The 21,685-nt window shown below is 61.2% G+C and carries 23 protein-coding genes; 12 read left to right on the plus strand and 11 right to left on the minus strand.

Annotated features, from left to right (window positions below; genetic code table 11):
• Positions 1-160: 160 nt before the first annotated feature.
• Positions 161-490 (plus strand): YXWGXW repeat-containing protein, encoded by a 330-nt coding sequence (locus HX792_RS06985; protein WP_031319816.1) that lies wholly within the window; start codon positions 161-163, stop codon positions 488-490.
• A gap of 3 nt (positions 491-493) precedes the next feature.
• Here the strand turns inward: HX792_RS06985 and HX792_RS06990 are convergent, their stop codons facing one another.
• The 3 genes from HX792_RS06990 to HX792_RS07000 all read right to left on the minus strand — a co-directional run bounded on the left by HX792_RS06990 (position 494) and on the right by HX792_RS07000 (position 1,590).
• Positions 494-862: a hypothetical protein gene (locus HX792_RS06990; protein WP_371319331.1), complete on the minus strand. Its 369-nt coding sequence runs from the start codon at positions 860-862 to the stop codon at positions 494-496.
• Between the two features lie 78 nt (positions 863-940).
• Positions 941-1,336: a PIN domain-containing protein gene (locus HX792_RS06995; protein ID WP_176995380.1), complete on the minus strand. Its 396-nt coding sequence runs from the start codon at positions 1,334-1,336 to the stop codon at positions 941-943.
• Positions 1,333-1,590, minus strand: coding sequence for an AbrB/MazE/SpoVT family DNA-binding domain-containing protein (locus tag HX792_RS07000; protein ID WP_176995409.1), 258 nt, complete (start codon positions 1,588-1,590; stop codon positions 1,333-1,335). Before HX792_RS07000 ends, HX792_RS06995 begins: the two co-directional genes overlap by 4 nt.
• A 155-nt stretch (positions 1,591-1,745) precedes the next feature.
• Between HX792_RS07000 and HX792_RS07005 the strand changes: the two genes are divergently transcribed.
• Entirely contained in the window at positions 1,746-2,138 is a 393-nt protein-coding gene (locus HX792_RS07005) for a RidA family protein (protein ID WP_176995381.1), read from the plus strand.
• Here the strand turns inward: HX792_RS07005 and ppnN are convergent, their stop codons facing one another.
• Both ppnN and HX792_RS07015 read right to left on the minus strand, forming a co-directional pair.
• A complete protein-coding gene (gene ppnN, locus HX792_RS07010) occupies positions 2,139-3,512 on the minus strand; it encodes a nucleotide 5'-monophosphate nucleosidase PpnN (protein ID WP_176995382.1) in 1,374 nt (457 codons plus the stop codon). It abuts the gene before it with no gap.
• 149 nt (positions 3,513-3,661) lie between these two features.
• Positions 3,662-4,486 carry an aspartyl/asparaginyl beta-hydroxylase domain-containing protein gene (locus HX792_RS07015; RefSeq protein ID WP_176995383.1) on the minus strand — a complete coding sequence of 275 codons (825 nt, stop codon included), beginning with the start codon at positions 4,484-4,486 and terminating at the stop codon, positions 3,662-3,664.
• Between the two features lie 274 nt (positions 4,487-4,760).
• Here HX792_RS07015 and fabV point away from each other — a divergent pair, with 274 nt between their 5' ends.
• Positions 4,761-5,954 (plus strand): enoyl-ACP reductase FabV, encoded by a 1,194-nt coding sequence (fabV, locus tag HX792_RS07020; protein ID WP_176995384.1) that lies wholly within the window; start codon positions 4,761-4,763, stop codon positions 5,952-5,954.
• A gap of 186 nt (positions 5,955-6,140) precedes the next feature.
• Positions 6,141-6,764: an HAD family phosphatase gene (locus HX792_RS07025; RefSeq protein WP_176995385.1), complete on the plus strand. Its 624-nt coding sequence runs from the start codon at positions 6,141-6,143 to the stop codon at positions 6,762-6,764.
• Here HX792_RS07025 and HX792_RS07030 read toward each other — a convergent pair.
• Entirely contained in the window at positions 6,761-7,666 is a 906-nt protein-coding gene (locus HX792_RS07030) for a LysR family transcriptional regulator (protein WP_176995386.1), read from the minus strand. The two genes, HX792_RS07025 and HX792_RS07030, sit on opposite strands and share 4 nt — an antisense overlap.
• Positions 7,667-7,769: 103 nt before the next feature.
• Here HX792_RS07030 and HX792_RS07035 point away from each other — a divergent pair, with 103 nt between their 5' ends.
• A complete protein-coding gene (locus HX792_RS07035; protein ID WP_176995387.1) occupies positions 7,770-8,939 on the plus strand; it encodes an aspartate aminotransferase family protein in 1,170 nt (389 codons plus the stop codon).
• Positions 8,940-9,057: 118 nt separating this feature from the next.
• Here the strand turns inward: HX792_RS07035 and punR are convergent, their stop codons facing one another.
• Positions 9,058-9,972, minus strand: coding sequence for a DNA-binding transcriptional activator PunR (gene punR, locus HX792_RS07040; protein WP_176995388.1), 915 nt, complete (start codon positions 9,970-9,972; stop codon positions 9,058-9,060).
• A gap of 122 nt (positions 9,973-10,094) precedes the next feature.
• On the opposite strand from punR, the gene punC reads away from it, so the two are divergent.
• Entirely contained in the window at positions 10,095-11,279 is a 1,185-nt protein-coding gene (gene punC, locus HX792_RS07045) for a purine nucleoside transporter PunC (protein WP_176995389.1), read from the plus strand.
• Between the two features lie 104 nt (positions 11,280-11,383).
• Here punC and HX792_RS07050 read toward each other — a convergent pair whose 3' ends face one another.
• Entirely contained in the window at positions 11,384-12,217 is an 834-nt protein-coding gene (locus HX792_RS07050; RefSeq protein WP_176995390.1) for a nucleoside-binding protein, read from the minus strand.
• 143 nt (positions 12,218-12,360) lie between these two features.
• Positions 12,361-13,311, minus strand: a complete 951-nt coding sequence (locus HX792_RS07055) for a LysR family transcriptional regulator (protein ID WP_176995391.1) — start codon at positions 13,309-13,311, stop codon at positions 12,361-12,363.
• A 171-nt stretch (positions 13,312-13,482) separates the two neighbouring features.
• On the opposite strand from HX792_RS07055, the gene HX792_RS07060 reads away from it, so the two are divergent.
• Entirely contained in the window at positions 13,483-14,985 is a 1,503-nt protein-coding gene (locus HX792_RS07060; protein WP_176995392.1) for a nucleobase:cation symporter-2 family protein, read from the plus strand.
• Positions 14,986-15,080: 95 nt separating this feature from the next.
• On the opposite strand, the gene HX792_RS07065 is transcribed toward HX792_RS07060, so the two are convergent.
• Positions 15,081-16,013, minus strand: coding sequence for a proline iminopeptidase-family hydrolase (locus HX792_RS07065; RefSeq protein ID WP_176995393.1), 933 nt, complete (start codon positions 16,011-16,013; stop codon positions 15,081-15,083).
• 93 nt (positions 16,014-16,106) lie between these two features.
• Positions 16,107-16,871, minus strand: coding sequence for a LuxR family transcriptional regulator (locus tag HX792_RS07070; RefSeq protein WP_176995394.1), 765 nt, complete (start codon positions 16,869-16,871; stop codon positions 16,107-16,109).
• Between the two features lie 183 nt (positions 16,872-17,054).
• Here HX792_RS07070 and HX792_RS07075 point away from each other — a divergent pair, with 183 nt between their 5' ends.
• From HX792_RS07075 to HX792_RS07095, 5 genes are read left to right on the plus strand one after another with little or no spacing between them, the layout of a single operon-like run.
• Complete coding sequence (locus HX792_RS07075; RefSeq protein ID WP_176995395.1) at positions 17,055-17,942, plus strand: proline iminopeptidase-family hydrolase; 888 nt, start codon at positions 17,055-17,057, stop codon at positions 17,940-17,942.
• 3 nt (positions 17,943-17,945) lie between these two features.
• Positions 17,946-18,893, plus strand: coding sequence for an ABC transporter permease (locus HX792_RS07080; protein WP_176995396.1), 948 nt, complete (start codon positions 17,946-17,948; stop codon positions 18,891-18,893).
• Positions 18,890-19,747 carry an ABC transporter permease gene (locus HX792_RS07085; RefSeq protein WP_176995397.1) on the plus strand — a complete coding sequence of 286 codons (858 nt, stop codon included), beginning with the start codon at positions 18,890-18,892 and terminating at the stop codon, positions 19,745-19,747. Before HX792_RS07080 ends, HX792_RS07085 begins: the two co-directional genes overlap by 4 nt.
• Positions 19,744-20,700 (plus strand): ABC transporter ATP-binding protein, encoded by a 957-nt coding sequence (locus tag HX792_RS07090; RefSeq protein WP_176995398.1) that lies wholly within the window; start codon positions 19,744-19,746, stop codon positions 20,698-20,700. The genes HX792_RS07085 and HX792_RS07090 overlap by 4 nt, the downstream gene beginning before the upstream one ends.
• Complete coding sequence (locus HX792_RS07095; RefSeq protein ID WP_176995399.1) at positions 20,697-21,668, plus strand: ABC transporter ATP-binding protein; 972 nt, start codon at positions 20,697-20,699, stop codon at positions 21,666-21,668. The genes HX792_RS07090 and HX792_RS07095 overlap by 4 nt, the downstream gene beginning before the upstream one ends.
• The last annotated feature ends 17 nt before the right edge of the window (positions 21,669-21,685 follow it).

Genomic DNA, 21,685 nt, shown 5'->3' on the forward strand with positions numbered 1-21,685 from the left:
CAAGCCCGCTCACTACATCCGGAGGGTTTGAGGCATTTGCTGTTCAGCCCATCGACAGACACCACCTGTTAAAAAGAACCCAGGCCAAGCAGGAGCGAGGCTGCAGCAAAGGGGGCATTTTCAGTGTGTTTGTTGGGCGAGTACGCCCGAGGGTTTTTGTATGTTGCTACGTTATGCAGCAATGGCCGCGGTCGTCGTCGCGGCGTCCGGGTGTGTGCAGGAACGGGTCGTGCACGAGCGTGGGCCGGTCCAGCGTGAATATGTCGAAGTGGTGGCGCCGCAACCGCCACCGGTGCAGGTGATCGAAGTCGAGCCCGCAGCCCGTTACGGCTACGTGTGGTCCCGTGGCTACTGGCGCTGGGAAGGCGGGCGTTATGTGGCCGTGCACGGCCACTGGGAAGCCGTGCGCGAGGGCTATCGCTATGTGCACCCGCACTGGGTGCAACGTAACGATGGCTACCACTGGCAGGGCGGTGGCTGGGTACGCTGAGGCCTAGATCGGCTTCTGGGTACCGAGCAGGCGCACCTCACGCAACAGCGCGGCACCGAGTTGATCGGTGCCCAGCTCCTTGTAGCCCACGGCCTTGATGTCACCGTTTTCTTCCGCCTGGATGATGATCACCGGCGTCTGCTTGCCGGTGGCTTCGTCCACATGCAGGGCGTACTGCGGAATATCCAGCTTGATCGGCGTACCCGCAGCCTTGCCTTTTACATTGATCAAGAACGCCGCACAGCCGGTATCCACGTCCGTACTGGTGGCAGAGCGCCCGCTGACGAAACAGGTTGTCGGCAAGTCTGGCCAGGTGATGGCTTCGGCGTTGGCAAAGGCCGACGCCATGCTCAAGGTAGCGAGAAGGAGCATGCGCACGGTGAGTGTGTCTCTTGATCACGGTTGAACGCGATTTTTACCAAAGGCTGAAGCGCCTAGCAATGCCGTGGCTCAGGTCAGCGGTTTCATTCCCGTGGCCTTGGCGGCGTTGAGGTCGAACGTGGCCGTGTATTTGCAGCCGGCCGAATGAGCGCAACGCTCGATCAGGCAGTCGGCAAAATCGGCCTTGTTGGCTGAAAAGCGCCGCAGGGCCTGCCAGATGATCTCGGCATGCTCGATGGTCAGCTCACGGGTGCGCAGCAGCGTTTCCAGCACCGCCACCACGTCACTTTTGGTCGACTGGTAGCAGCTTTGTAAAACCCACACCAACTCAACCACCGACACCAGGCTGACAAAGCCTGGCGACAGTGTGGTGAGCGATTCGATCAGCTCGGATGCCTTGGGGGATTGAACGGGATCATCCTGGGTGACATAGCGCACCAGCACGTTGGTATCCAGGCCGATCATCCCGCTTTGGCTCCTTGCGCGGCGATAGCGAGGTTCATGTCCTCGATCGACACGGCCTTGGCGGATTTACGGATCAAGCCTTTGAGGTCGTGCACGGTTTTGCTCGCCGAGATGATCGAGAACTTGCCGTCCTCCATTTCGACGAACTCGACACGGTCACCTGTTTCCAGGCCCAGGGCGGTCCTCACCTGGACCGGAATAGTGATTTGCCCTTTTGAAGTCAGTGTGGCGGTTGCCATATTAAAAATCTCCATCGCAATGCTCCTTACCTTAGGGTAAGGAATGGTGAAGGACAAGATCCGTTGGTCCATAGGTCGCTCTTCTGGTGTGGGTGAGTGGGAACAGGTAAAACGTTAGCCCGACTCATCCCATCGGCACGCCTCAAAACGACTGTAAAGAGATACAACATATGACCGATCGCCAGCGCATCATCCCCACCGCCATGCACCCCATCGTCGAACGCGCCGGCTACGTGCCAGCGGTCAAGGTCGGTAAGACCCTTTACTGCGCGGGGCAGGTTGGGCGCACGCCCCAATTGGCCGTCATCGAAGACCCCGAGGCGCAATTCATCGCCGCCTGGGAAAACCTGCGGGACGTGTTGGAGGAGGGGGGCTGCAGTTTCGATGACGTGGTGGACATGACCACTTATCACGTCAACATGAGCCAGCACATGGCAGTTTTTCGCGAGGTGAAGAACCGCCTGTTTCCACGCGGGCATTGCGCCTGGACCACGATCGGGGTGTCGGAACTCGCACACCCCGGCCTGCTGGTGGAAATCAAATGTGTGGCGGTGCAGCGCTAGTTACTGCACCACGCGATAGCACGGCACATACGCCGCGCCGCCCGGCAACTTCATGCGGTGCTGGGCCACGAACGCCTGCAGCAGTTCGTCCAGCGGTTTCATGATGGCCGGGTCGCCGTGGATTTCATAAGGGCCGTGCTGTTCGATCAGGCGAATGCCCTTGTCCTTGACGTTGCCCGCCACAATCCCCGAGAACGCGCGGCGCAGGTTAGCCGCCAGTTCGTGGGGGGGCAGCGCATGGCTCAGTTGCAGGCTGGCCATGTTGGCGTGGGTCGGGTCGAACGGGCGCTGGAAGCCCTCGTCGATCTTCAGCAGCCAGTTGAAGTGGAATGCGTCGTTGCGCTCGCGGCGGAACTGCTTCACCGCCTTGAGGCCGGCCGTCATCTGGCGGGCCACTTCGGCCGGGTCGTCGATGATGATCTGGTAGTGGGCTTGCGCCGCTTCGCCCAGGGTGGCGCCGACAAACGCGTGCAGCTGCTGCAGGTAAGGCGCGGCGTGCTTTGGCCCGGTGAGGATGACCGGGAACGGCAGGCCCTTGTTGTCCGGGTGCATCAGGATGCCCAGCAGGTACAGGAACTCTTCGGCCGTGCCCGCGCCGCCCGGGAAGATGATGATGCCGTGGCCGACGCGCACAAAGGCTTCCAGGCGTTTTTCGATATCCGGCAGAATCACCAGCTCGTTGACGATCGGGTTCGGCGCTTCGGCCGCGATGATGCCAGGCTCGGTCAGGCCCAGGTAACGGCCGCCGGTAATGCGTTGTTTCGCGTGGGAAATGGTCGCGCCTTTCATCGGACCTTTCATCACGCCAGGGCCGCAGCCGGTGCACACGTCGAGGCTGCGCAGGCCCAGTTCATGCCCGACTTTCTTGGTATATTTGTATTCTTCGGTATTGATCGAGTGCCCGCCCCAGCACACCACGATCTTCGGCTCGACACCCGGGCGCAGCGTGCGGGCGTTGCGCAGCAGGTGGAACACGTAGTCAGTGATGCCCTGGGAATTGCTCAGGTCGATGCGCTGGCTGTCGAGTTCGTTCTCGGTGTAGACGATGTCGCGCAGGGCGCTGAACAACATCTCACGGGTACTGGCGATCATTTCGCCATCGACGAACGCATCGGCCGGGGCGTTCAGCAGTTCCAGGCGCACGCCGCGATCCTGCTGATGGATGCGCACTTCAAAGTCTTTGTAGGCGTCGAGGATGGTCTTGGCGTTGTCGATATGCGCGCCAGTGTTGAGGATGGCCAAGGCGCATTGACGGAAGAGGGTGTAGATGCTGCCGGTGCCGGCTTCACTCAGTTGCTGCACTTCACGTTGGGACAGGGTTTCGAGGCTGCCCTTGGGGCTGACGGAGGCATTGATGACTTGACGTTGGGGCATTCTGATTCCTTGAAAGCACAGCCACCGCGCCCTGTTGGAGCGCGATGACTTGAGAATGGTGGGCGCCGAATACGGACGCACGAGACGATTTTTTACCCCAGGCGCTACGCCGAGTGCAAACACCGTCCAGCACCATCATGCCGCAGAACTTACTGAATCAGCTTCCAGTTTTTGTAGAAAACCCGACGCAGGGTAAAGACCAGCCCGGCAAAGCCCGCGATCACGGCGTTGAGCACCGACGGCAGCAGGGTCGGTCGCACAATATCAATGAACAGGCAGTAACGTTTTGCGTCGTTCTTGTTGAAGGACGCATGCATCAGCGTGTCATCGAAGATAAACAGTGGGTCGTCGTGCCAGTAATGCTTGTGCTTGCCTACCTGGATGTAGACGCCCTCGTGGTGAGGGGCCGGCGCCATGTTGTAGAGCACGCGGAACATCATGCGCAGCGGGCCGAAGTGGAAGGATGTGGAGCGGTTTTCGTTGAACACCGAAACCCCGATGGTCTTCACGAACGGCAGTTTCTTGCGCAGTTGCGGGATATCCAGGCTGGTTTCGATCGGGCGACCGTACCATTGGAAAAACAGCATGCCGCGTTTTTTCTCGGCCATGCGCTCGTCCAGGTAGCCGATGATTTCATCCTTGCGCGCCATGGCGTCGTCGATCACTTGCTGCAGGTCTTCGCGCCAGGCAGGCGGCAGATCGCGCATCGTGTAAACATGGCGGTTGCGTTGGCTCAGCAGGTCGAACAGGGTGTTGAACGGCGCCAGCAGCCAGGTGTTGCGGCCACTGCCGATGAAATATTTCTTGATCGTGTCAGCGTCATACAGACCATTGCGCAGGAAATCGTAAACGCCGCAGAACACCACCAGCAGCAGAAACACCAGGGTGGTCCGCGGGAAGCAGTAGATGAACAGCAGAACACCGAGCGCCCAGGCGACGGAGATCAGCTTCTTGCGAACAGCACTTTTACTCATGAAACGTGGCTCCGGACATGAAACATAGCGAAACAATGTAGTCATGATAGGGGGTTATGACCCCGACGGGCGTTTTAAATATTGCGAAATTGTGAAGGCCCGACACAGTTTTTAACCCTTGCGACGGCCGATCCCGCGTTTTTGGGATTGGATTTTGTAAACAGAAGATTTGCGACTATCGTGACGCTTCGGTTTTTCGGACGTCATAGACCCGTACGAATGAAGTTGAATGGCCACCACTGGCCGTCGACCCCTTGGAAGAGGCAGAAATTTTATGATCATCAAACCGCGGGTTCGTGGCTTTATCTGTGTGACCGCTCACCCTGTTGGCTGTGAAGCGAACGTCAAGGAACAGATCGACTACGTGACCCAACACGGCGCCATCGAAGGCGGCCCGAAGAAGGTGCTGGTCCTCGGCGCTTCCACCGGCTACGGCCTGGCCGCGCGCATCAGTGCTGCGTTTGGCTGCGGCGCCGATACCCTGGGCGTGTTTTTTGAGAAAGAAGGCGAAGAAGGCAAGCTGAGCTCCGCCGGCTGGTACAACAGCGCCGCGTTCGAGAAGTTTGCCGTTGAAAAAGGCCTGTACGCCAAGAGCATCAATGGCGACGCGTTCTCCGACGAGATCAAGCGCCTGACCATCGAAACCATCAAGAAAGACCTGGGCAAGATCGACCTGGTGGTCTACAGCCTGGCCGCGCCACGTCGTACCGACCCGCAAGGCGTGGTGCACAACTCCACCCTCAAGCCGATCGGCAAGGCCGTGACCCTGCGCGGTATCAACACCGACAAGGGTGTGGTGGTCGACACCACCCTGGAGCCTGCGACCCAGGAAGAAATCGACGGCACCGTCAAAGTGATGGGCGGCGAAGACTGGCAGCTGTGGATCGACGCCCTGCGTGACGCTGACGTGTTGGCCGAAGGCGCCAAGACCACTGCGTTCACCTACCTCGGCGAGAAGCTGACCCAGGACATCTACTGGAACGGCTCCATCGGCGAAGCCAAGAAAGACCTGGACAAGAAAGTCCTGACCCTTCGCGACAACCTCGCCGCCCTCAAAGGCGACGCCCGTGTGTCGGTGCTCAAGGCCGTTGTGACCCAAGCCAGCTCGGCAATCCCGATCATGCCGCTGTACCTGTCGCTGTTGTTCAAAGTGATGAAAGAGCAGGGCACCCACGAAGGTTGCATCGAGCAGGTCTACGGCCTGTTCAAGGACAGCCTGTACGGCAAAGCGCCCAAGCTGGACGCCGACGGCCGCCTGCGTGCCGACCTGGCTGAGCTTGAGCCGAAAGTCCAGGACGCCGTGGCTGCACTGTGGAACCAGGTGACCGACGACAACGTCAACGAGATCAGCGATTTTGCCGGCTACAAGGCAGAGTTCCTGCGCCTGTTCGGCTTTGAAATCGACGGCGTGGACTACGACGCCGACGTGAACCCGACCGTGAAGATCAATGGCCTGATCCAAGCCTGATCACCGTGTAGGAGCCGGCTTGCCGGCGATAGCCTCACCCTGGTGTGACTGACACACCGCAGTGATGCGATCGCCGGCAAGCCGGCTCCTACAGTTCAGAGATTTCCTGCGCGCGCTCGCGCTCCTTTCCTCCCTCACAATCTGGCAGACTCCATTGGCTATCAAGCCACGCCAACGGAGGATCTGATGACGATTCGTGCAGTAGTTTTTGATTTCGGCGGTGTCCTGTTCGACTGGAGCCCGCAGCACCTCTACCGCAAGCTGATTGCCGATGACCACGAACGGCAATGGTTCCTCGACACCATCTGCACCCAGGCCTGGAACACCGAGCAGGATGCCGGCCGCACCTTGGCCGAAGGCACTCGCCGCCTGATCGAGCAATATCCCCAACACCAAACGTTGATCCAGTCCTACTACGACCGCTGGCACGAAATGCTGCGCGGGCCTTTGCCGGACGGTGTGGCGATCCTCGAGGCGCTCCACGAGGCCGGCATGCCCTTGTTCGGGCTCACCAACTGGTCAGCCGAAACCTTCCCGTACGCCCGGGCCAACTACCCGTTCCTGCAGCGTTTTCGCGATATCGTCGTGTCCGGCGAATTGAAGCTGATCAAGCCCGATCCGGCGATCTATCACGCCAGCCTCAGCCAAGTGCGCGCCCATCTGCCGGATATCCAGGCCAGTGAGGTGGTGTTTATCGACGATGTGGCGGGCAATATCGAGGCCGCCGTCGCACTCGGTTGGCAGGGGATTCACCATGTGTCGGCCGAGCGCACAGCGGCACGCTTGCGTGAGTTGGGCGTAGGTTTCTAGCGCGCCCACTGCTCCATCGCGAAGTCCACGAACGCCCGCAGCTTGGGCAGGCGATGACGGTCCTGGCGATACAGCAGGTGCATGGGGCGGCTGGGCAATTTATAGGTAGTCAACAAGGCCACCAGCTTGCCGCTCTCCAGGTCCGGGTGCACCAGGGCATCGGCCAGCATGATGATGCCCATGCCGTTCACGGCCGCCTGGCGCAAACCTTGTGAGCTATTGATGGTCAACGAGCCGGACACCGGAATTTCCACCTCGCCGCCGTCATTGCTCATGCGCCACAGTTTGCCTGTGTCGCGCCAGTTGTCGTTGGCCGGGTAGGCGAACGCCAGGCAGTCGTGCTGTTGCAGGTCATCAGGTGTCTGCGGCGTGCCGCGTCGCGCCAGGTATTCAGGTGAGGCGCAGAGGGTGAGGGTGTAGTCCTGCATGGGCCGGGCGATCAGGCTGGAGGTTTCCAGTTCGCCGAGGCGGATCGCCACGTCAAAGCCGCTGTCGACCAGGTCCATCCGCTCGTTGCTCAGTACGACGTACAGGTTGATAAGCGGGTAGCGTTTGGAAAATTCGCTCAAGGCCGGCACGAGGCGTTCAGTGCCGAATACCGGAGGCGCGGTGATACGCAGGTCGCCCTTGGGGGTTTCGCTGTGGATCTGTTCGGCCAGTAATTCTGAGTCGGCCACCAACCCCAGTACTTCCAGGCAGCGCTGATAGTACTCCCCGCCAAACTCGGTGAGGCTCTGCTTGCGCGTGGTGCGCTTGAGCAGGCTGACCCCCAGCCGTCGCTCCAGCGCGCGCAGGTGATTGCTGACCATGGTGGTCGACATCCCGCACTCCTGCGCGGCGGCGGTCATGCTGCCGGTCTCTACCACCTTTACGTACACCGTCATCGCTTGGAACAGATCCATTATCAAGCCCAGCTTTAAAGTCATTGCAGGTTTGCGCAGTTTATCCAGCCCGGGTGGCTAACGATACTGGGTGCACTGACACACTGCCTTGGAGTTCGACGCCATGACCGCCGCCTGCCTAATGACCACCTATCAACCTTCGCCTTTGAGCTTCACCCGTGGCCTGGGCACGCGTTTGTGGGACCAGCAGGGCCGCGAATACCTGGATGCCGTGGCGGGCGTGGCCGTGACCAACGTCGGGCATTCCCACCCCAAGCTGGTGGCGGCCATCAGTGAGCAGGCCGGCTTGCTCTTGCACACCTCCAACCTCTACAGCATCGACTGGCAGCAACGGCTGGCCGAACGCCTGACCGGCTTGTCGGGCCTGGACCAGGCGTTTTTCAACAACTCCGGCGCCGAGGCCAACGAAACGGCGCTGAAACTCGCACGGCTGCACGGCTGGAAAAAGGACATCGAAGAACCGTTGGTGGTGGTGATGGCGAACGCCTTCCACGGGCGCACCCTCGGCACCATGGCCGCCAGCGATGGTCCCTCGGTGCGCTTGGGTTTTCAGCGCCTGCCGGGGGATTTCCTCAAGATCGGCTTTGGCGACCTGGCCGCGCTGGATGCAATCACCCAGCAGTACGGTGCGCGCATTGCGGCAGTGCTGCTGGAGCCGATCCAGGGCGAAAGCGGCGTACTGCCTGCGCCGCCTGGCTATCTAAAGGCCTTGCGTGATCACTGCACGCGCCACGGCTGGCTGATGATGCTCGACGAAATCCAGACCGGTATCGGCCGCACCGGCGCCTGGTTTGCATTCCAGCACGAGGGCATTGTCCCGGACGTCATGACCCTGGCCAAAGGCCTCGGCAACGGTGTGCCGATCGGCGCCTGCTTGGCGCGTGCGTCGGTGGCCAAACTGTTCACCCCTGGTAGCCACGGCAGCACGTTTGGCGGCAATCCACTGGCCTGCCGTGTGGGTTGCACCGTGCTGGATATCATCGAAGAGCAAGGTTTGCTGCATAACGCCGCGCAGCAGGGCGAACGCCTGCTGGCGCGCTTGCGGGTGGAGTTGAGCGAATACCCGAATGTGCTGGCGATCCGTGGGCAGGGTTTGATGATCGGCATTGAACTGGCCGAGCCTTTGCGTGACCTGGCCCTGCGGGCGGCCCAGGAGCATGGACTGCTGATCAACGTGACGCGGGGCAAGATCATCCGGTTGCTGCCACCGTTGACGCTGGATGCCAAGGAAGTCGAGATGATCGTGCGGGCCATCACCCGTCTGCTTAATTGAAATGCGATCAAAATGTGGGAGCTGGCTTGCCTGCGATAGCGGTGTATCAGCGAGCACATTGGTAGCTGGCCCACCGTTATCGCAGGCAAGCCAGCTCCCACAGGGATGTCCAAAATATTCAGAGGGCAGGCCCATTCAACCACTCCTGATTCATCGTTTCGGTATCCCCCAGGTACTCCAGCAACCACGCCATGGCCGGCGACAATTTGTTCTGTGCCCAGGCCACACACGACGGGCTGGCCGGAAACGGCCGGCTCAACTGCAACGCCACCAACTCACCGCGCTCGATCCACGGCAACACCTGATGCGCCGGCGCCATGCCGACGCACAGCCCGTCGCGCAGGCAATCGATGGCCGAGGCCCAGTTGGGCACCACCAGCCGCCGTTGGTTATCCAGGGTCCAGGTGTCGCGCTTGGGCAGGTTGCGCGACGTGTCGGTCATGCACAGGGAGGCGAAGGGGCGCAGTTGATCGTCATTGAGCAATCCCTCGACTGCTGCCAGCGGGTGTTTGGCGCTGACCACGCACAGCCAGTTCATCAGGCCCATGTCACGAAACGTGAAGTGACTGGCCACTGGCACCGCGCTGGTGGCGCCGATCACAATGTCGGTCCGTTCATCGGCCAGGGCGTCCCACACGCCGTTGTACACCTCGTATTCCAACAACAATTCCACCTCGGGAAACTGTCGGTAAAAATCCAGCACCAATTGCCGGCAACGCTGGGGTTTGACGATGGAGTCCACGGCCACCTTCAATTGGCCGCTCCAGCCATTGGCCACCTGCTGGCACAAGCGACGTGTGCCCAGCATCTTTTTCATCACGCCACGGGCTTCTTCTATAAAGAGGCGACCTGCCGGTGTGAGCTCCACGTCCCGGTGCCTGCGCACGAACAGCGGTACGGCCAGCCACTCCTCGATCTGACGCACCGTGTAGCTGATAGCCGATGGCACGCGGTGCAATTCCTGAGCGGCCGCGCTGAAGCTGCCATGGCGCGCCACGGCATCGACTACATCCAGGGAGTATTCAGACCACATGGTGGTTGCCTTCAAAATATTTGATGAGAATGTCCAATTATTATCGCTTCACACTAAAACTGTCAGCTTCATAATGGGCGCCAGTCAGCAAATAGTTTGATGGCAATATATTCAAGGCTTCAATGAAAAATTCTTTGGGTTTCACAGGGTATCTGGCGGGGCTGAGCATGCTCGGTTATCTGGCCATGGACATGTACTTGCCGGCCTTCGGCGCCATGGGCGAACAGTTGCAGATCGGCGCGGGTGCTGTGGGCGCCAGCTTGAGTATTTTCCTCGCGGGTTTTGCGGTGGGGCAGTTGCTGTGGGGGCCGCTGTCTGACCGTTTGGGTCGCAAACCGATCTTGCTCACGGGCCTGAGCCTGTTTGTGCTGGGTTGCCTGGGCATGTTCTGGGTCGAGACCGCGTCGCAGTTGCTGGCGTTGCGCTTTATCCAGGCGATTGGCGTGTGTTCCGCTGCCGTGAGCTGGCAGGCACTGGTGATTGACCGTTACCCGGCCGACAAGGCCCATCGCGTGTTCGCCAGCATCATGCCGCTGATGTCACTGTCGCCGGCCCTGGCGCCGTTGCTGGGGGCGATGGTGTTGAACCACTTCGGTTGGCAGGCGATCTTCGGCGTGTTGCTGGGCGTGTCGTTGCTGCTGCTGTTGCCCACCTTGTTCCTGCGCACCGTACCGAAACGTCAGGCGAAGACGGGCGAACCTGCGCGCCTGGGTTACGGGCAATTGCTTACATCCCGCGTGTTTACCGGCAACGTGATGATCTTTGCCGCGTGCTCCGCCAGTTTCTTTGCCTGGCTGACCGCGTCGCCGTTCATTCTGGGCGACATGGGCTACAGCCCGAATGACATTGGCTTGAGCTACGTGCTGCCGACTTTGGCATTCCTGGTGGGCGGCTACAGTTGCCGCAGCGCCTTGCAGCGTTATCAGGGCAAAACCCTGCTGCCGTGGTTGCTGGTGGCGTATTGCATCAGCATGCTGGCGTTGTACCTGGTTGCCACCTTGACTGTGCCGACCCTCACCACCTTGCTGATTCCGTTCTGCCTGATGGCCCTGGTCAACGGCGCGAGCTATCCCATCGTGGTGGCGAATGCACTGATGCCGTTTGCAGAAAACTCCGGCAAGGCTGCAGCCCTGCAAAACACCTTGCAACTGGGCCTGTGCTTTCTTAGCAGCTTGTTGGTGTCGTCGATGATTGACCAACCGTTGTTGATCACCGTTATCGTGATGCTGGCGACTGCGCCGTTGGCGGTATTGGGTTACTGGCTGGCACGGCCAAAAAACAACCCTGCCAAACTGGCCCAGGCCTGACCCTATAGGAGCCGGCTTGCCGGCGATCGCGGTCTATCAGTTAGCCCATTCGTTGCTGACCCACCGCTATCGCCGGCAAGCCGGCTCCTACAGATTGGCGGGTGTCAGAAGGTGACTTCCATGTTCAGCGTCGGGGTTGAGGTGCGAGTACCCAGGCCACCGTCCACGCCGAATTTGTTGTGCCAATACTCGTAACCCACCCCCAGGTACAGGTTCGGTTTCACGCTTTTACCCGGGCGCACCGCCACCATCAGCGCGGTGCGCATCAGCGCTTCCGGCGCGGTGTCGCGGCCATGGTAGTCTTTGCCTTTTTCCCCGACGTAATTGATGAACCCCTGGAACTTGACCGCGTGGCTGGCGACTTCGAACGGGCGCATCCACGTCAGGTTGAGCATGTAGGTGTCATCGAACGTGTGGTTCGACTCTTGCGCGCCGGGGATGCCAGTGTGGTTCTTTTCCTTGTAGTACATCAGGCTCAGGTCGAGCACACCGACGGTGTTGAACTTCAAGGTAGGACCGATCACCAGGGCGCGCTTTTTGGCTGACGCGAAGTTGTTGTTGCGGTTGGCATCAAACCCCGCCGTCAGGGCATAGTCCTTGATCAGGCCGGTGCCCAGCGGCACATCGAATACCCGGGAGGCGTACAGCTGGTGCCGGTACACGCCGTACACCTCGCTGCCGCCATGGTCCGTGCCCTTGCGCGGGTCGCTGCTGTCGGACAGGAACACATCGAGGTTGAAGTAATTGCTGCCGTATTGGTAACCGCTGGCGTGGGTAAAGCTGTAGATGCGCTTGCTGAAATCGTCGGGGTTGTTTGGATTGGTGAAGTGCTGGCCGTAGCGAAAACCTACGCTGTTGTTCATCCATTCCACCGCGACAGCCTCCCCGCCGCCGAGGAGTGACAGTAAGACGGTTGCGCCGTGCAGTGCCTTTTTCATTGTTTTTATTCCTTTGGCGTTTGGCTCATGGCGGCCTTGCAGGGACCGCCGGGCGCAGTATCAGCACAAGGCTGGCGCGCGCCAAAGAACAGAATCTCGCCTGGGGCGATGCCGAAACGGCAGCACGGTATTTGCCCTGAAGGTCAGGAAATACGTGGCGTCCCGGGCATTTCGTCGCGTTCGCGCAAGGCAATTTCTTCGCCCAGCAGGTGGGTCAGGGCTTGCACCGCCACGGGCAAGTCACGGTCCTTGCGGGCATACACGCCCAAGTCGCTGAAGATGCCACCCTGGTCGCTCAGCGGAATGTGCAGCAGTTCGCCGCGCTGCAGGTCGGCCTCGATACCGATGCGGGTCTGGAAGGCGATGCCCAATTGCTGGCGCGCCAACTGTCGCGCCAGTTCCATGGAGTTGCTGTGCAGCAGGGGCTTGCTTGCTGCCGCCGTGGGGGTGTGCAACGGGGCGATAAGGTGATGCACCGACAGTTCGCTTTTGGCCTGGATCACCCCGTATTCGCAGCACTGCCCGTAGCTCACCCGCGTTTCACCGGCCAGCGGATGCGCCGGCGTCATCAACGCGCCCAAGCGGAAATGGCCGACGCACAGCTGGGTGATTTCGTTGCTGCGCGGCAGGGCAAACGCCAGGCCCAGGTCCGCCTGGCCATTGATGACTGCGCCGGGAATCGACTGCGAACCCTGCACGGTGACGCCAATTGTCACCTTCGGGTAGCGCTCGCGCATACGCCGGAGTGCGGCAGGCAGCAGTTCGACGGCGGCACCTTCCACCGTGGCGATTTCCACATGCCCGGTCTGCACGCCGTGCAAGCCATCCAGTTCACCGCGCACTCGTTCTACATCCTGCAGCAGCAGGCTGATGTGGCGCGTAAGGATCTCACCGGCGGCCGTCACGCGCAGGCCGCCCGGCAACCGTTCGAACAGCGGTGCGCCCATCTCGTCTTCCAGCTTGAGGATCTGCCGGTTCACAGCTGACGACGCCACATTCAGGTGCCGCGCGGCTTCGCGGATCGAATGGCAGCGCCGCACCATGTCGAAGTAGTAGATGGCCGGAGCATGAATACGCAGCTTGCGGTTGAGCATTTTTTTCAGGTCCTTTTGCGCACGGCTTCAAGCCACAGGGCAGGGCGGCTGAATGGATTTTTGTATCGCCGTCGCCTGGCTTATTGTGAAATTGATTGTATACAACTCTATGGACATCCCGTCTTTCCTTTGCATACAGTGAATGCACAACAAAAACAGAGACCCCCCACCATGACTATCCCGAAGGCGTCACCGCAGCGGCCAGAAGATGAAAATCTCGGCGTCGCGGCCAACATGGCTTACGGCCTGCAGCATGTGCTCACCATGTACGGCGGCATCGTTGCCGTTCCGTTGATCGTCGGTCAGGCAGCGGGGTTGTCGCCCGCCGATATCGGCCTGCTGATCGCCGCGTCACTGTTTGCCGGTGGCCTGGCCACGCTGCTGCAAACCCTTGGCTTGCCGTTTTTTGGTTGTCAGTTGCCACTGGTGCAGGGCGTGTCCTTTGCCGGTGTGGCCACGATGGTGGCGATTGTCGGTAGTGATGGGGCGGGCGGTGTGCCGGCGATACTCGGGGCGGTGATGGCCGCGTCGTTCATCGGCTTGCTGATCACGCCGGTGTTCTCGCGGATCACCAAGTTTTTCCCGCCGCTGGTGACTGGCATCGTGATCACCACCATCGGCTTGACCCTCATGCCTGTCGCGGCCCGTTGGGCCATGGGCGGCAACAGCCGCGCGGCGGATTTTGGCAGCATGTCCAACATCGGCCTGGCCGCGCTGACCCTGGTGTTGGTGCTGCTGCTGAGCAAGATCGGCAGCGCGACCATCTCGCGATTGTCGATCCTGCTGGCGATGGTGATTGGTACGGTGATTGCGGTATTCCTGGGTATGGCCGACTTCTCCGGCGTGGCCCAAGGGCCGATGTTCGGTTTTCCAACACCATTCCATTTCGGCATGCCAACCTTCCACGTGGCGGCGATCATTTCCATGTGCATCGTGGTGATGGTGACCCTGGTGGAAACCTCGGCAGACATCCTGGCCGTCGGTGAAATCATCGACACCAAGGTCGACTCCAAACGCCTGGGCAATGGCTTGCGCGCCGACATGCTGTCGAGCATGTTCGCGCCGATCTTCGGTTCGTTCACCCAAAGCGCATTCGCCCAGAACGTAGGCCTGGTGGCGGTGACCGGCGTGAAGAGCCGTTTTGTGGTGGCCACCGGCGGGGTGTTCCTGGTGGTGTTCGGCTTGCTGCCCTTCATGGGGCGGGTGATTGCGGCGGTGCCGACGTCGGTGCTGGGCGGTGCCGGGATCGTGCTGTTCGGCACCGTGGCGGCGAGTGGTATCCGCACCTTGTCCAAGGTGGATTACCGCAACAACATGAACCTGATCATTGTGGCCACTTCCATCGGTTTCGGCATGATCCCTATCGCTGCGCCGAGCTTCTATGACCACTTCCCGAGCTGGTTTGCGACGATTTTCCACTCGGGCATCAGCTCGTCGGCGATCATGGCTATCCTGCTGAACCTGGCGTTCAACCACTTCACGGCCGGCAACTCGGACCAGCAGTCAGTGTTCGTGGCGGGGACCGAGCGCAGCTTGTGCTTTCGCGATGTGTCGGAACTGCGCGATGGCGACTACTTCAGTGGCGGCAAGTTGTTTGACGCCGAGGGCAAGGAGATTCCGTTGGTGGCCGATGTATCAAGGAAGACGGCGAAACCTGAAACCACCGAAGTCTAAAGCCGATTGAGAAACCCATGTGGGAGCTGGCTTGCCTGCGATAGCGGCGGTGAATTCACCCCAGTCATCGTAGGCAAGCCAGCTCCCACATTGCCTTAACCAGCTTTAAGCTTTGGGTACGGCACCGAGCACGCCTCATCCAGAAACTTCACCACCGTGCCCATGCACGCCTGGCGTTCTTCCACGTGGGGCATGTGGCTCGAGTCTTCGAACAGTGCCCAGCGCACATCCTCGATCTCATCCAGGAATGGCTTGACCACCAGCGGTGTGGCTTCGTCGTGACGGCCGGAGATCACCAGAGTCGGCACCTTGATCGCCGACAGCCGGCCTATCACATTCCAGTCCTTCAAGCTGCCGATCACGTGGAACTCGGTGGGGCCGCTCATGGCGTGGTACACCGTTGGGTCGGCGTCGACCTGGGCGAAGGTGCGTGCCACTTCTTCCGGCCATGGGTTGACCCGGCACACGTGCTGGTCGTAGAAAATCCGTGAGGCCGCCTGGTACTCGGGGTCGCTGTAGGTGCCGGCCGCTTCGTGCTTGAGCAGGGTTTCATGCACGCCTTCGGGCAGCAACTGGCGCAGGCGGTTGGCTTCGCTGACCCAGGTGCGCATGCAGGTCGGCGAGTTGGCCGGGATGAATGCGCGCAGGCCCTTGGGTTGCAGGATGGCGTGTTCGCTGCCGAGCATGCCGCCCCAAGATTGCCCGAGGATCGCGTAGTTGTCGCTGATTTGCAGGTGGTCCAGCAAGTTGTTCAGCTCTTCGAGGAACAGGCCGATGGTCCAGAAAGACGGGTCTTTGTCGGGCAAGTGGGTGGAGCGGCCATTGCCGATTTGGTCGTAGTGAATCACCGCATGGCCGCTGGCGGCGACGTCCTTGAAGGCATCGACGTAGTCATGGGTGCAGCCGGGGCCGCCGTGAATGATCACCAACGGTGTACGGCCGGTGGTCAGGTCGCCGGTGACGCGATACCAGGTCTGGTAGGCGCCGAAGGCCGCAAAGCCTTCGCGGATTTTCTCGATGAATTCCATTTCGTACCCTGCTCTTAAAAAAAGGATCAGGGACACCATAGTCGGCAGGGCAGGTTTAGGTAACTAGCAAAACAGCTAGGTTTTGCCGAAGGGTCAGTCTTCCAGCAGGCGGTAATGGGTGGCGCGTACCACCGCTTGCACGCGGTTCTTGGCCCCCAGCTTGTGCATCGCCGAAGCCAGGTGCAGGGTCACCACCGCCAATGACCGGCTCAGTTGCGTGGCGATTTCAGCGGCGGTCAGGCCGTCGGCGGCCCATTTCAGGCATTCGCGTTCGCGCTTGGTCAGGTGAATGTGCGGGTAGGTGCGTAGCTCTTTGCTGAACAGCGGGTAAGCCGCTTCCTGCAACGCATGGGTAATCAGGCTGAAATCCGCCAGGGTCTGCTGGGCATCCTGCAATACGGTGCGCGCCTTGCCGGTGCGCAGGCCGGTCAGCGAGGCGAAGCCGCCACGGGGCAGGTGGATGGGCACGCTCACGCCACAGGTCAGTTGGCGTTCGTGCAGGTAGGAAGACACCGGGGCATGGCAAGGGTCGATGATCTTTTGCAGCGCGGTCTCGGCCTTGGCCTCATAGGACCAGACAAACGGCGACACCGTGCTCAGGGCCAGGTGTTGCACCGGGTCGATCTGGTAGAACCCTTCGCTGCACCACAAGGCGTGCCAGTCGGACGGGGTGTTGCGCAGCTCCAGCACCGACGGCGTGATGAGCGAGCCATCCTGGTCGATGGGCACCGGGGTGTAGTCGTACACCAGTGCATCGAAGCCCAGTTGCTGGGCGAGAATAAACGTATTGTCCATCTGCTCGTCCAGGCTCCTGCCCGGCATCAGACGATTGTTGAAGGCAGTAAGCTTGGCCAGCATCCGTTCTGCTCCCGAATTCATTTGAATCTCGACTTGCGGCAAGTAGAATGCCACGCCCCGGCGAAGGACTGCCAGGCCAAACCTATAAGAAATACTAGGTTATGGACGCACGGCATCCTCGGTAGTGTTGGCCTGATAAACGGCCGCTACCTGCCAGGCCGATACAACACAAGGAATGTATGCATGTGGCGTGAAATTGCCCCCGACCAGCAGTACAACGTGCAAGTCGACGGCCATAACCTCGTGGTCTACAGCTTTGGCGAAGGCGATGAGGTGCTCTTGTGTCTCAACGGCGGCCCGGGCCTGCCGTGTGACTACTTGCGCGACGCCCATGGCTGGCTCAAGGACCATAATCTGCGAGTGGTTGCATTCGACCAGCTTGGCACGGGCGCTTCAGCCAGACCGACCGACGTTTCGTTGTGGGATATCCGCCGTTATGTCGAAGAAGTCGAAACCGTGCGCCAAGCCCTGGGCCTGGGCCGCGTGCACCTGCTGGGGCATTCCTGGGGCGGCTGGCTCGGCATCGAGTACGCCATTTATTACCCCCACGCGCTGAAAAGCCTGATCCTCGAAAACACCGTCGGCGACATTCCGCACCTGTCCCAGGAACTTGAACGCCTGCGCGGCGCCCTCGGCAGCGAAACCGTGGCCATGATGCAGCGCCACGAAGCCATGGGCACCCTGGATCACCCGCAGTACCAGGCCGCAATCACCTTGCTCAACTACCGCCACGTGTGCCGCCTGGACGAATGGCCGGAGCCGGTCAAACGCTCTTTGGGCGACTGGAACATGGGCCCTTACGAAACCATGCAAGGCCCCAACGAATTCCTCTACATCGGTAACCTCAAGGACTGGAACCGGATCAAGGAGATGGGCGAGTTCCGGATGCCGATCCTGATCACTACCGGCCAGCACGACGAACTCACCCCGGCCTGCGCCCACCGCATGAAGCTCGCGGCCAGACACGCGGAGTTGCACGTGTTCCCCAACAGCAGCCACATGCCTTTTTATGAAGAGCCCCAGGCGTACTTTCCAGTGCTGCTGGACTTCCTCGCTCGTCACCGGGGCTGACGGATGAACCTGGCGCGTTACCGTTTTGTGCTGTCCCGGCCGCTGCAATTGCTGCCGGTGCTGTTTGGCATCAGCCTGATCACCTTTGTGCTGGTGCGCTCGATCCCGGGCGACCCAGCGCGCGCGTTGCTGGGCTCGCGCAGCACGCCGGATGCTTTGCTGAAAATCCGTGCCCAGTACGGCCTGGATCAGCCGTTGTGGCTGCAATATTTCTACTTTCTCAAGAACCTGCTCAAGGGCGACCTCGGCCAATCCCTGCTGTACAAGGTCGATGCCCTGAAGCTGATCGTCACACGCATCGAACCCACCTTGGTGCTGGTGCTCGGCAGTGTGGTGCTGGCCCTGTTGATCGCGGTGCCGCTGGCGACCCTGGCGGCACGCAATAAAGGTGGCTGGGCGGACAACTTGATCCGCGTGTTCACCACGGTTGGCCTGGGCATGCCGGCGTTCTGGCTCGGCTTGATGCTGATTCTGTTGCTGAGTGTGCAGTGGGGCTTGTTTCCGGTGTCTGGTTACGGTCGCACCTGGCTCGACAAGGCCCACCACATGGTGCTGCCATGTCTGACCATCGCCCTGGCGCTGTCGGCGGTGCTGGTGCGCAACCTGCGCGCAAGCATGCTGATGGAGTTGCAGGCCGACCATGTCACGGCGGCCCGGGCCCGTGGGTTGTCGGAAGCGGCGGTGTTTCGTCGGCATGTGCTGCCCAATTCCCTGGTGCCCGCGGTCAACCTGCTGGCGGTGAATATCGGCTGGCTGATCAGCGGCACGGTGGTCATCGAAAGCCTGTTCGCCATTCCCGGCATCGGCCAATTACTGGTGCGCGGCATCTTTACCCGCGACTACATGGTGGTGCAGGGCGTGGCCATGGTGCTGGCGTGTGCCACGGTGCTGGTCAACTTCATCGCTGACGTGGTCACCGTAGCCCTCGACCCACGGGTGAAAATGCAATGAGCAGCCGCCCGTTGATTGCGCCCTGGCGCCTGCGCTTGCGTTTCGGTTTTCGCAATGGCCGCCTGACGGCCGCGTGGGGGTTGCTGATTCTGCTGGCGTGGTTGGGGCTGGCGCTGTTCGCCCCGTGGATTGCACCTTATGACCCGATAGCACAGAACACGGACATCAGTTTGCTCGGGCCGAGCCTGGCCCATCCGTTCGGCACCGATAACTACGGCCGCGACATTCTGTCGAGGGTGATCTGGGGCGCGCGCATCGACCTGCAATTGGCCATCGTCGGGGTGATCTTCCCGTTCATGATCGGCACCTTTGTCGGCGCGGTGTCCGGTTACATCGGCGGGCGCTTCGACAGCTTTTGCATGCGTGTGATCGACGTGATCCTGGCCTTTCCCTTCCTGGTGCTGATGCTGGCGATCATGGCGATCCTGGGGCCGGGCTTGAAGAGCTTCTACATCGCCATGGCGCTGGTGGGCTGGGTGTCTTACGCGCGGCTGATTCGCTCGCAGATCCTGGTGCTTAAGGAAAGCGACTTCGCCCTGGCGGCCAAGAGCCTTGGCTTTGGCCATGGGCGCATTCTGTTTCGGCATTTGCTGCCCAACGCGATGTTTGGCTCGATCGTGTTTTCCATGTCGGACGCCGTGCTGGTGCTGCTCAATGGCGCTGCCGTCAGCTACCTGGGCCTGGGCGTGCAACCACCGACCGCTGAGTGGGGCACCATGGTGGCTGAAGGGCAAGCCTTTATCACCACTGCGTGGTGGATCTGCACCTTTCCCGGCCTGGCCATTGTGACCCTGGCCATGGGCTTCAGCCTGCTGGCCGACGGTGTGGCGCAAGTGTTGGGAGATCGCTCATGAGCCTGCTGCAAGTGCGCGACCTCAGTGTGATTGCCCATAACGCCGGGCGTGATGTCACCCTGGTCGAGCGCGTGTCGTTCGACCTGGCCGAAGGTGAAATCCTCGGCCTGGTGGGCGAGAGCGGCTCGGGCAAGACCATGGCCTGCCGTGGGCTGATGCGCCTGCTGCCGTCGCCCAACCTGCGCGTGCAAGGCGGTTCGGTGCGCCTGGCCGGCCAGGACCTGCTGCAACTGGATGATGCCGGTATGCGCGCCGTGCGGGGCGGGCAATTGGGCATGATCTTCCAGAACCCCAGCAGCCACCTGGACCCGTTGATGCGCATCGGCGAGCAGATCGCCGAGGGCATCCGCCTGCATCAAGGCGCTTCGAAAAAAGACGCACGCCGCCAGGCCATCGAGGTGCTGCGTCAGGTCGGCATTCCCGACCCCCAGGCTCGCGTCGACAACTACCCCCACGAGTTTTCCGGCGGCATGCGCCAGCGCGCGATGATCGCGGTGGCGCTGGGCTGCAACCCGAAAGTGCTGATCGCCGATGAACCGACCACGGCCCTGGACGTCACCGTGCAGGCGCAGATTTTGCGGTTGTTGCTGGCGCTGCGTGACGAGCGCGGCCTGTCGATCATCATGATCACCCACGACCTGGGCGTGGTGGCACAAACCTGCGACGCCATTGCGGTGATGTACGCCGGGCGCTTGTGCGAGCACGGCAGCAAATACGAAGTGCTGGCCCATCCGCAACATCCGTACACAGCGGGTTTGATCGACTGCCAGCCCGCCCATAGCAGCGGTCACGCCTTGCTGCGCACCATCGCCGGTCAACCGCCGTTGCTCGATGCCTTGCCCTCGGGGTGCCGCTTCAACCCGCGTTGCCCGCAGGTCGGCGCGTTGTGTACCAGCGTGTTGCCAGAAGGTGCGCGGGTGGCGTGCCACTATCCCCTGGGAGGCCAGCCATGAGCTTGTTGCAGATCAAGGACCTTGAGGTGAAGTTTGCCGCGTCCGGCACGGGCGTGTTCGGCCTGAACAAGCAGTGGGTGAGGGCGGTCAATGGCGTGTCGCTGAACCTGGCGGCGGGCGAAACCCTCGGGCTGGTGGGCGAGTCCGGCAGCGGCAAAAGCACCCTGGGCCGGGCGATCCTGCACCTCAACCCCATCAGCGCCGGCCAGGTCTTGTTTGATGGCATCGACATGGCCCATGGCAGCGCCATCGACATCGCCCGCCTGCGCCATGAAACCGCGATGATCTTCCAGGACCCGTACGCCGCGCTGAACCCGCGCCATACCATCGGCGAAACCATTGCCGAGGTGCTGCGGGTGCAACGCAAAGTCGCGCCAGGGCAGATCCCCGCACGCGTGAATGAGCTGCTTGATCTGGTTGGCCTGCGCCCCGAACTGGCCAGCCGCAAACCCGGCTCCCTCAGTGGTGGCCAGTGTCAGCGCGTGGGTATCGCCCGGGCGCTGGCAGTGGAGCCGCGCCTGATCATTGCCGACGAATGCGTGGCGGCGCTGGATGTGTCGATCCAGGGCCAGATCATCAACCTGTTGCTGGAACTGCAACAGCGCATGAACCTGGCGATCCTGTTTATTGCCCACGACCTGGCCATCGTGCGGCGCCTGTGCGACCGCGTGGCGGTGATGTACCTCGGCAAGATCGTCGAGGAGGGGCCGGTGGAGGCGGTGTTCACGGCGCCGCGTCATCCGTATACCGCCGCGTTGATCGAGGCGATCCCCGAGATCGATCCGCATCGGCCATTGCCTGCCGAACCCTTGCCGGGTGAGCCACCCAGCCCACTGAATTTGCCCACAGGCTGCGCCTTCCACCCCCGTTGCCGGCATGCCCGGGCCATGTGTTCCGTGGTGTTGCCGCCTACCCATTTCCTGCACGAGCATCGGTACAGTTGCGTGCTTGAAGAACCGTTGCTCTAACCCTCTGCCATTCATTA

It is taken from the genome of Pseudomonas sp. B6002, from assembly GCF_013385985.1.
In the GTDB taxonomy this organism is placed as follows: domain Bacteria; phylum Pseudomonadota; class Gammaproteobacteria; order Pseudomonadales; family Pseudomonadaceae; genus Aquipseudomonas.